Source organism: Methanospirillum sp., from assembly GCF_035560735.1.
Taxonomy (GTDB): domain Archaea; phylum Halobacteriota; class Methanomicrobia; order Methanomicrobiales; family Methanospirillaceae; genus Methanospirillum.
In genome coordinates this window covers 1-10,401 of the sequence record NZ_DATMYY010000376.1, presented here as the reverse complement: position 1 = coordinate 10,401, position 10,401 = coordinate 1, and the positions used below count along the sequence as shown (strand labels likewise).

Sequence of the window (10,401 nt, the reverse complement as noted above, 5' to 3'; positions counted from 1 at the left end):
GGATTGTATCACGCATACCAGAGAATTGTTTAGGATTCAACTTCTCCTTCCACATGCATCCCGGTGATATCTTCCAAGCTCACTCTGTTGAAGAATATCACCACGAAATACCGGACCATCTCTGCAGACGCATAATCCTTCAGGATCAATACAACATGAACCACATAACCCCACCCCGCATTTCATGTATCGGTGAAGACTAAATTGCCCCAATTGGAGGACACCTTTCGAATCAAGAACATCAAGGACTGACTTCATCATAAGTTCTGGTCCGCAAACACAGACAGAATCGTATATTGAAAGATCCATCTCGCGCAAAAGACCTGCTACAAATCCATGATATCCTACTGACCCATCGTCAGTCGCGATCATAAGGTTTGTACATTCAGAAAGGATACTGGTGTATAGAAGATCCGGGGCAGACCTGGCACCGAGCAAGAAGGTAATATTTGAGTACTGCCGAGCAAGCGGCAGTAAAGGGGCTGCACCTACACCACCTGCGATAGCCAGAATATTCCCATCCGGGGAGAATCCATTTCCAAATGGACCTCTTATACCAATCAACTCACCGGGCTTTAGTGTTCCAAGATTATTGGTGGCATCACCAACTTCCTGAACAGTAATTGAATCAGATCCAGAAAGGGCCATTGGGATCTCATCAACCCCGGGAACCCAGACCATAACAAACTGACCCGATCCGGCCTCAAATTTCTTATCGAAAAAAACCGTTTTTACAGATGGGGTTTCTTCGACTATTCTGGTTATCTTAACCATGACAGGAAGACTATCACTCATGTGCACACCCGACAATTTCTTTCGAAAAAACCCCATTATCACTATATAAGACTGAGGAAATTTCTCTGAACAATCCCGGATTTCCCCGCAATGCAGATCCAATCTCAACCGCAGATGCACCGGCCATCATCATCTCAACCACATCATCTGCTGATGAAATGCCCCCACATCCAATAACGGGAATTTTACATGATTCATACAACTCATAGACGCACCTGATCGCGATAGGAAATATTGCTTTTCCCGATAATCCACCAAACCGATTACCAAGAACAGGGCGCTTTGCCTCAAGAGAAATTCGCATCGCCCTGACTGTATTAATAGCTACCAGGGCATCTGCCCCCCCATCTTCAGCGGCTTTTCCAATCAGAGTGATATCAGTCACATTCGGGGTGAGTTTCACCCAGACAGGTTTGTTGAATCGGGCGACAGCTGAAGTGCAAGCCTGAACCAAGTCAGGGTTAGTACCTATCTGGGCACCATAACCAGATGCATGTGGACAACTGACATTTAGTTCAAAAGCAGTTGCGGAATCAGCAAACCATGACGCAACCTCACTGAACTCCTCCGGGTTCCCTCCGAATATACTGACAATAACTGGCTTGCCATCAAGAGGTTTCAATTCTTCTTTGAACTCATGTGACGGATTTGGGAGACCCATTGCATTAAGAACACCATCCTCAAGAACCACAAGGCACGGACCTGCATGCCCTGACCGTGGTTCAGGTCCGATGGATTTGGAGACCACTGCACCAGCTCCCTCTCGGAGCATACGCGCAAGAGATGAGCCACTGGTGCCAAGCACACCAGCAGCAAGGATGAGATGGTTTCTCAGTGTAACTCCACCAACCTCGACCGGACCCCTCTGAAGTCGAATCATCATCAGAGAGATCAATATGATGGTAGTTATGTATTCGCCATACCTATGAGTATGGCATGACAAGCCTCGCCATATTCGGAGCAGGAACGATCGGAGGAGGAGTAGCTAACCTTCTCAATGCCCGTGGCCTGGTCAGCCGTATGGTAATATACGATAAGAATCGCGACCTCCAGGAGGCACAAAGGCTTGACATTCTGCACACGGGAACTGATGTTGAGATCTCAACAGATCCGGAAGATATGCGGAATTGTGACATAGTCATCTGTACGGCGGGACTTCCTCGAAATCCTACAGTAAAAACGCGTGCAGATCTTCTTCATACAAATCTGCCGGCCGCTGAAAGTTGCGCACGATACCTGAACGGTTTTTCCGGAATCCTAATCGTGGTAACTAATCCGATGGACATCATCACCTGGTATTTCCATACAATCACCCAGATTCCAAAAAACCGGATTATCGGATTTGGAGGTCAATTAGACACTGCCAGGTTTTCTTATGCTCTCCATCAATTAGGCATACCAGGACCTGGATGTATACTTGGAGAACATGGAGAACATCAGGTGCCGATCTTCAACAGAGTTGGCACCTCCCTCCCTGAATTAAAAAGGAATGAGATACTATCCGGTCTTCGGGGAGCAAGTATGGAGATCATCAAGGGAAAAGGAGCGACCGAGTTCGGTCCTTCATGGCACATATCAGAACTCGTGCGAATAATTGTTCAAGATGCTAAAACATGCATACCCTGTTCCTGTGTTCTGGAAGGTGAATACGGGATATCAGGTTGCTGCCTTGGTGTGCCAGCAATTATTGGAAGAGAGGGGATTTGTGAAATTGAACAATGGAACCTGGATCCCTGGGAGCACAATCACATGCAGGCAGCCGGTGCCTTTGTGTCAGGACTTTGCAGGACTCTAGAGGGGAATAACCAATGAACGAGAATAAAAATACCACTAACACTGCTTTGTCCCAGAATAAGATCCAAAAAGAATTAAATTTTCAAGGAGACGCAGAGGACACAGGAAAAACTCTCCTGGGGATAAACCAAGTAGAGTACTCAAACGGACCGGACGGACCGGTCATTCATCTATACGGAAGAGAAAAGGATGGTACATCCCGCGAAATAATGATTACGGGATTTAAACCCTATCTCTATGTAAAGGCAGAGCAGCTTTCAAAAGTACCTCTTCCCATGCAGGTTATCAAGGTGGAAGAGACCCAATACTGGTCCATACACCGCGAAGAAGTTCGCAGGATGTACACCCAGCGCCCTACTGATGTCAGGGATGTACGAACTGATTACACTCATTTTGAAGCTGATATTCCATTCGCCACCAGGTTTATGATCGATATGGGAATAACTGCAGGAGTTAAAATCCCAAAAGATCTATTTCAGGTACCATACCAAGAGGTGATTCCGGATAATATCATGGCTCCTACCCGGAGTTGCATCCTTGATATTGAATGTCAGGATGACAAAGGGGGACTTCCGGACCCTGATCGCGATGCTATTATCTGCATTACTGCCTGGGATTCTTTTGACGATCTGTATAAAACATTCATCCTGCAAAATGAGTCTAAAACAATAACACCGGCCCTCATAAACTCAACAGGGCCACTTGAGAGTGGATGTTTCAACAAATCCTGTCATGAAGTACTGATTTATCCAACCGAGAAAGAACTACTGGCAGGATTTGCATCATATATTACTGAAAAAAATCCAGACTTACTCACCGGATGGAACTTCATCGATTTCGACCTTCCTTTCATTCTTGGCAGAATTAAGAAACTCAACCTTCCTACAGATATTCTGGCACGTCTCAAAGGTCCTTCTGAACGGAGTACTATTCGAGGTAGGATAGAGTTTGATCTCCTTGCAGCATATAAAAAGATGCAGAGTACAAAACTTGACTCCTACCGGTTGGATGCTGTAGGAGAGCGTGAGGTTGGTGATGTAAAAGCTTTCCACTATTCACCAGGAATGACCACCGCCTTCTGGAAGGACAGTCCTGCCCAGTTAATTGAATATAACTATAAAGACGTCGAACTCTGCGTTAAGATAAACCAGAAAAACAGTATTATTGAATTTTATCAAGAGATTTCCAGATATGTTGGCTGTCCACTTGATAGAACGCTGAATTCATCAAACGTCATCGATATCTATATCCTGCGTAAAGCATTTGGAAAATTTGTACTTCCCTCGAAAGGATATGCAGCAGGAGATGAATTTGAGGGTGCCACAGTTTTTGATCCAAGCCATGGACTGAAAGAAAATGTCGTGGTTCTTGATTTAAAATCTCTGTACCCAATGGCGATGATGACGATCAATGCCTCACCTGAGACTAAAGATCCAGAAGGAGAACTGGTTGCACCCAATGGTATCAGGTTTAAAGCCCAGCCTGACGGACTGACAAGGAGTATTATCAGCGAACTGCTTAAAGAGCGTGACGAAAAGAAGAACACACGGAACCTCTACCCATTCGGATCCCAGGAATATCATCTCTTTGACATGCAGCAGAATGTCATCAAGGTTATCATGAACACCTATTACGGTGTAAGTGGATATTCCCGGTTCAGGCTTTATGACAGAGAAATAGGTTCTGCGGTCACCTCTGTGGGCAGAGCGATTATTGAACATACCAGATCTATTATAGAATCCAAAGGATACTCGGTCATCTACGGTGATACTGACTCATGCATGGTCCAGCTCCCACCAGGAGATCTTGAACAGACAATTCAGATTGCCAGATCAATAGAAAAGGAACTGAACGGGAGTTATGATAAATTTGCCAAAGAAACTCTCCATGCTGATCATCACTTTTTTTCAATAAAATTTGAGAAAGTATATCGCAGATTCTTTCAGGGAGGGAAGAAAAAGCGTTATGCTGGCAATCTCATCTGGAAAGAAGGGAAAGATGTGGATGAGATCGATATGGTTGGGTTTGAGGCAAAACGCTCAGACTCTCCACTCCTCACCAGAGAGGTTATGAAAGAGATGATGAACCGGATCCTGAAAGGTGCAGAACTGCCGGAGATTAAGCAATTTCTGGGAGATGTTATCAAAAAATACCGGGCAGGAGGATACCCATTTGATGAGATTGGAATACCCGGTGGAATAGGGAAGGGTCTTGAAGATTATGACATCGCTGATGCACAAATTCGGGGTGCCAAGTATGCCAACGAATACCTGGGTATGAACTTTGGTAAGGGCAGTAAACCTAAACGTCTCTATATCAAGACCGTAAAAGGAAAGTATCCAAAGACAGATGTCCTCTGCTTTGAATACGGGGATCAGGTCCCGGAAGAATTTGTGGTTGACAGGGAACTTATGCTGGATAAAACAATAAAACAACCAATATCCCGTATACTGGAACCTATCGGCTGGAGCTGGTCTGATATGGATCCAAGTAGAACCACCCTTTCAGACTTTTTCTAATATGACTGAAAATAATTCAGGAAAAATCTCAATACCAAGGATAATAGTTGCAGGTATCCACAGCGATTGTGGAAAGACAACAGTATCACGAGGATTAATGGCTGCACTTGTGAAGCGGGGCCTTGTAGTACAACCTTTCAAAGTAGGACCTGATTTTATTGATCCCAGCCATCACACCCAAATCTGCGGGCGGATTTCCCGCAATCTTGATCCAATAATGATGGGTGAGCAGACTATCAGGGATACATTCATCAATGCCAGTAAAGGAGCAGACATTGCAGTCATCGAAGGGGTGATGGGAATGTTTGATGGGCTGGATGGCTCATCAGAGGGGAGTACTGCCCATGTTGCACGACTGCTCAAGGCTCCGGTTATCCTGGTCATACCAGTGAAAGGAATGTCAGGAAGTGTGCATGCTATCGCAGAGGGATTTAGCAGACATGATCCTGATGTTTCTATCTCTGGAATGATCCTGAATATGGTAGGCAGTCCCAGGCACAAGGCAATTCTTCAGGCACGCAATAGTGTTGATCAGATTGGACATATTCCAGTTATGAAAGATCTTGAAATCGGGAGTAGACATCTTGGACTTGTCATGGGGGAGGAAACACATGTCCCAACAGCACTTGCAAACATACTTGAAGAGCATGCAGATGTACCCCGGTTGATAACCATTGCAAGATCAGCTCCTCCCCTTTTAGAAACAAATATGGATATTCGTAATGAGCCAGAGAAAGTTCGCATTGCAGTAGCCAGAGATCCGGCATTTTGTTTTTATTACCAGGACAACCTGGAAAGGTTGGTCAAACATGGTGCTGAGCTGACTTTTTTCAGTCCGATGGTGGATAATCTTCCTTCTGCAGATATGATCTATTTGGGTGGAGGTTACCCTGAACTTCATGCTTCAGTCCTTGAATCAGGTCCGGCCCGAGATCAGATACGTACTGCTACACAGGATGGTGTGCCTATATATGCAGAATGTGGAGGACTTATGTACCTTGGTAAGGGACTGAACAGTGACACAGGATCTGTACGATGGGCGGGAATTCTCCCGGTAGAGGCATGTATGGAGAAGAGATTTCAGGCTCTTGGTTACACCACGGGTCATTCTATTGGGGGGCCATCTGTTGCACCCGCTGGAACAGAAATCAGAGGTCATGAATTTCACTATTCAAGGCTCGATCCTGATCGGGATGCCAGATACGCAATTAACTTGTCCCGTGGATCAGGAATTTCAAATGGGCATGACGGGATATTTGTTGAAAACTGCATGGGATCATATACTCATGCATATTTTTCAGATAACATGACTAAAGCACTCATCTCAGCAGCCATGGAAAATAAAAAAAAAACTGAATAAAGAGAAAAAACAGGTAGCGATTAAAGAACGCTACGTAGTTTCTGGCCAAATACAGGGAAATAATCTTTCTTTCGAGACATTACACCCGGCAGCTCTACCGGTTGTATTTCATATCCAATTCCGTTAATCAGTCCTGCATCACCGGCAGCATAGAGATAACTTACCTGACCTATAACATCAGTGAAGAGGACAATATAGAGATCTGCACCCGTATTATCTCTTATTTCAGTAAGCTCTTCTCTGATCTCATCATCATGAGAAGAGTGATACTGATCAGAAGCAGTCATAATCTGTGCAATGATCACTTTCTTGTCATAGAGTGTATACTCTTTTACATCCCTGATGAGAAGCTCATGAAGGGGAACCTGATCGAGATCCATACCTTTCTGGATGAGTGTGCTCCCAAACTCCAGTGGATCCCGACCTGCCAGACTTGAAAGATATTCTACAGCCTCACGGTCTCGTGCAGTTGTAGTCGACATCTTCATCACAAGCGTGTCTGAAAGAACTCCTGCCAAAAGTAACGTCGCTATCTCTTTAGAAGGAGTCACTCCTTCTTCGATATATCTGAGTGTAATGATTGTTGAAGTTGAACCAACAGGCTCATTTCTAAACTGAATCGGGCGTAATGTTGAGATAGTTCCAAGACGATGGTGATCGATGATCTCCAGTACTTCAGCCTCCTCTATTCCTTCAGCTGCCTGGGCAAATTCATTGTGATCAACGAGGATCACCGATTTGTGAATTTCTTCAACAAAAGAGTTTCGAGAGATCATTCCAAGTAAACAATAATTCTCATCAACCACGCAGGCTGTACGGTATGGTGAATTGGTAACTACCCTCGTAGCTGATGAGAGAGAATCATCCATATGGACAACTTCTACATCAGTCCCCATGATAGCAGTCGCCGGATGAGAGAGATGGATCATCCTGCCAACGCTAAAAGCATCAAGATCAGTTTTGAGGAGTGTTACCTGGCGAGACTTGGCTGCATCATGCAAACGTTCACCAATGGGAGCTCCTTCAGCAATGATCATAGCTCCAATACCTGCTGAAACCAGTGCCAATTGAGCGGGTTCGTTGTCTCCGACAATGGCTACATCTTGTGAACCAAGCCGGGAGAGGGAGACATGCAGGGCATCAATAACAATAGCAACCTGACCATCTAGACTTGAGTGGGCAAGATGTACTATCTCTGCCTGTAAAATCCGGGCTAATGTCTCGGTACTGATTGGACCAACCCGAAGTGGCTGACTTGCGTGAGGTGATACATATGCACGGGCAAGACCATGCTCACTTACAAGACCAAGCAGATGGTTATCTGAATCCACAATTGGAATATTTCTGACATCGTGCTCATCCATCAATGCTGCCACATCAATCGCAGCCATGTCATTAGGTGCTTGCTGAGGATAAAGGAACGGAATATCTCCCACAACTGGTTCCACACTTTCGATAAGTGTCGGCGTTGGGAGATTCGTTTCATTCAGGACATATTGTGTCTCTGAGTTAATCTCTCCACATCGACCTGCGACATATGAACCTTCTCTGACCTTTCCAAGGAGGTCTGCATAAGCGATTGCACTGGCAATACTATCGGTATCAGGCTGCCGGTGTCCGAGAACATATATTGTCTGCATACCTGTTCCACAGGTTATGCATGTGCAGACATATACTTTGGTCTGTCTCATGCAGATTGATATATCTCGTAACCAAATTCCAGAGTACCAACTATGGCAGATGATGTGAATATAGGAGATGTTGCATCCTCGGCACTGGATGGAGTCACCCTTATTGCAGGATATGTGGGTTCACTCTGTCTTTTTATCGGGGGACTAACCACCTTTTTCCAGGTCCCATTTCTCGGGCAGATTACATACCTGAACGGGCCAACCGGGACAGGAATCCTTTATCTTCTGATTGCAGGAATCTCTGCATATATTACGTATACAAGGAAATTTTTCCTCCTTTACATTTGCGGAGGGCTTGCAGCAGTTGTAGCAGGATATGATATACTTAATGGAACCCGGCTTGGATATGTGATGCAGATGGCACTCGGGGGAGGGTTGTCAGCCTCAATGGGCGGAGCCCAGGACCCAATAGTATCAGGTATGATGCAAAATGCTGGTTTTGCGATCCCTACCGCATGGATGGTCCTTGCAGGTGGCATATTTATTCTGTGCATAACACCGAGTCTCGTTCAGAAGAAAAAAGATGATAACAAAGGAGCTGAGCCCACGAAAACTAAACGAGATCAGATCCTGGAAAACCGGATGAAAGAGCTGGACAATCTTATCCTGATTTATGAACGAGGCCATATCACCAAAGAAGAATTCAATAAACTGAAAACAGAGATCATGAGCCGGGACAGATTGAAGTAATCTGTGAAATACTGGTGGGTCAAAGCAAATATCAGTCATAAATGCAGGAACAATCACATCATGCAAAATAATAATCAGGTAGATCTTAAAACAATCGCATACGACGCGATGGTAAAATACGGATTTGAACCAGTCTTTCCAAAATCAGCACTGGTTGAAGTTCAACAGGTAACAGAGAAACTAATAGAACCCTGGCCCACAAAAACCCGTGATCTGAGAACACTCCTCTGGTCATCAATCGACAATGTTGATTCCATGGATCTCGATCAAATCGAATACTGTGAGAAAGGGAAAACCGATGAAATTCATGTTAAAATTGCAATCGCAGATGTCGATTTTTTTGTTCTAAAAAATTCCCACATTGACAAACATGCATCACATAATGGCACTTCAGTTTATACGGGGGTAGAAACCTTCTCAATGCTACCAGATCCCCTCTCTAAAGGCGTTTCATCACTACTTCCCGGACCTGATCATCTTGCCATGGTGATAGAATATACAGTCATGCCTGATGGAACGTTCAGACCAGGCAGCCTCTACCGGGCTGTTGTAGTGAATAAAGCAAAACTCATCTACGAGGAGGTCGGAGACTGGCTTGAAGGAAAATCAGGAGTCCCTTATTCTGTTCAATCTGTACCCGGGCTTAAAGAACAGATAGAACTGCAGAATACTGCTGCGGAGCGATTGAAACAACACCGGAGGGAGCAGGGAGCTCTTGATCTTGGCACTCTTGAAGCTAATGCTGTTGTAAGTCAGGGAAAAGTACTGGACCTGGTTGTTCAGGAGCAGAATATGGCCAGGTGTCTGATAGAAGAATTCATGGTTGCAGCAAATGGAACCACCGTTGCATTTTTGAATAAGGCAGATATGCCGATGATCCAGAGGATTGTCCGAACCCCAAAGAACTGGGAGGGGATCAGAATGACAGCTGCTCAATACAGGGAAAAACTTCCACGAGCACCTGATACCCGGGCGCTTGCAAAATTTTTAATCAGGCGCAGAAAGGCCGATCCTGAACGTTTTCCAGATCTTTCTCTCACGATAGTAAAACTCATGGGACCAGGTGAGTATGTTCCACTCATTCCTGGTGAACCCCCAGTAGGGCATTTCGCACTTGCAGTCACAGATTACACACATGGAACTGCACCAAATCGAAGATACATTGATCTCATCATTCAGCGCATCATCAAGTCAGTCCTCGACGATCAAAAGAATCCGTATTCAAATGCAGAATTAAAAGAGTTGAGTACCTGGCTTACAGGTCGTGAAAAGGGATCGAAAAAGGTTGAACGGCTCATGCAAAAGGCTGCTGCTGCAGTGCTTCTCCAGAATAAAATCGGGCAGTTATTTGAAGGACTCGTGACAGGTGCTTCAGAAAAAGGTACCTATGTCAGAATACTCAGTCCTCCTGTTGAAGGAAGAGTTGTTCAAGGATGTCGGGGTCTATATGTTGGTCAGAAAGTCAGGGTCCGTCTGCTCAGAACTGATCCCTATCAGGGGTACATAGACTTTGATTGTACCGGAAAAGTTAGGTGACTGATTGAGATAATAC

Annotated in this window: 8 protein-coding genes; 5 read left to right on the top strand and 3 right to left on the bottom strand. The window is 45.0% G+C overall.

Annotated features, from left to right (window positions below):
- Positions 1-36: 36 nt before the first annotated feature.
- Together VN429_RS11170 and VN429_RS11165 are read right to left on the bottom strand one after the other, a co-directional pair.
- Positions 37-795, bottom strand: coding sequence for a dihydroorotate dehydrogenase electron transfer subunit (locus VN429_RS11170; protein ID WP_325633314.1), 759 nt, complete (start codon positions 793-795; stop codon positions 37-39).
- Positions 788-1,675, bottom strand: coding sequence for a dihydroorotate dehydrogenase (locus VN429_RS11165; RefSeq protein WP_325633316.1), 888 nt, complete (start codon positions 1,673-1,675; stop codon positions 788-790). Before VN429_RS11165 ends, VN429_RS11170 begins: the two co-directional genes overlap by 8 nt.
- 56 nt (positions 1,676-1,731) lie before the next feature.
- Here VN429_RS11165 and VN429_RS11160 point away from each other — a divergent pair, with 56 nt between their 5' ends.
- From VN429_RS11160 to VN429_RS11150, 3 genes are read left to right on the top strand one after another with little or no spacing between them, the layout of a single operon-like run.
- Positions 1,732-2,607, top strand: a complete 876-nt coding sequence (locus tag VN429_RS11160; protein WP_325633312.1) for a malate dehydrogenase — start codon at positions 1,732-1,734, stop codon at positions 2,605-2,607.
- On the top strand, positions 2,604-5,108 hold the full coding sequence (locus VN429_RS11155; RefSeq protein ID WP_325633310.1) for a DNA-directed DNA polymerase: 2,505 nt from the start codon (positions 2,604-2,606) through the stop codon (positions 5,106-5,108). Before VN429_RS11160 ends, VN429_RS11155 begins: the two co-directional genes overlap by 4 nt.
- A 1-nt stretch (position 5,109) precedes the next feature.
- Positions 5,110-6,468, top strand: coding sequence for a cobyrinic acid a,c-diamide synthase CobB (locus VN429_RS11150; RefSeq protein WP_325633308.1), 1,359 nt, complete (start codon positions 5,110-5,112; stop codon positions 6,466-6,468).
- A 20-nt stretch (positions 6,469-6,488) separates the two neighbouring features.
- On the opposite strand, the gene VN429_RS11145 is transcribed toward VN429_RS11150, so the two are convergent.
- On the bottom strand, positions 6,489-8,159 hold the full coding sequence (locus VN429_RS11145) for a putative manganese-dependent inorganic diphosphatase (protein WP_325633306.1): 1,671 nt from the start codon (positions 8,157-8,159) through the stop codon (positions 6,489-6,491).
- A gap of 42 nt (positions 8,160-8,201) precedes the next feature.
- Between VN429_RS11145 and VN429_RS11140 the strand changes: the two genes are divergently transcribed.
- Both VN429_RS11140 and VN429_RS11135 read left to right on the top strand, forming a co-directional pair.
- Positions 8,202-8,849, top strand: a complete 648-nt coding sequence (locus tag VN429_RS11140; protein WP_325633304.1) for an SHOCT domain-containing protein — start codon at positions 8,202-8,204, stop codon at positions 8,847-8,849.
- Positions 8,850-8,909: 60 nt separating this feature from the next.
- Positions 8,910-10,385, top strand: coding sequence for an RNB domain-containing ribonuclease (locus VN429_RS11135; protein ID WP_325633302.1), 1,476 nt, complete (start codon positions 8,910-8,912; stop codon positions 10,383-10,385).
- Positions 10,386-10,401: the final 16 nt, after the last annotated feature.

What these genes read in the sequence shown, in the direction of transcription:
- VN429_RS11170 (WP_325633314.1), bottom strand. Translation starts at nt 795, where the DNA reads ATGAGTGATAGTCTTCCTGTCATGGTTAAGATAACCAGAATAGTCGAA.
- VN429_RS11145 (WP_325633306.1), bottom strand. Translation starts at nt 8,159, where the DNA reads ATGAGACAGACCAAAGTATATGTCTGCACATGCATAACCTGTGGAACA.
- VN429_RS11150 (WP_325633308.1), top strand. Translation starts at nt 5,110, where the DNA reads ATGACTGAAAATAATTCAGGAAAAATCTCAATACCAAGGATAATAGTT.
- VN429_RS11140 (WP_325633304.1), top strand. Translation starts at nt 8,202, where the DNA reads ATGGCAGATGATGTGAATATAGGAGATGTTGCATCCTCGGCACTGGAT.
- VN429_RS11165 (WP_325633316.1), bottom strand. Translation starts at nt 1,675, where the DNA reads ATGATTCGACTTCAGAGGGGTCCGGTCGAGGTTGGTGGAGTTACACTG.
- VN429_RS11160 (WP_325633312.1), top strand. Translation starts at nt 1,732, where the DNA reads ATGACAAGCCTCGCCATATTCGGAGCAGGAACGATCGGAGGAGGAGTA.
- VN429_RS11155 (WP_325633310.1), top strand. Translation starts at nt 2,604, where the DNA reads ATGAACGAGAATAAAAATACCACTAACACTGCTTTGTCCCAGAATAAG.
- VN429_RS11135 (WP_325633302.1), top strand. Translation starts at nt 8,910, where the DNA reads ATGCAAAATAATAATCAGGTAGATCTTAAAACAATCGCATACGACGCG.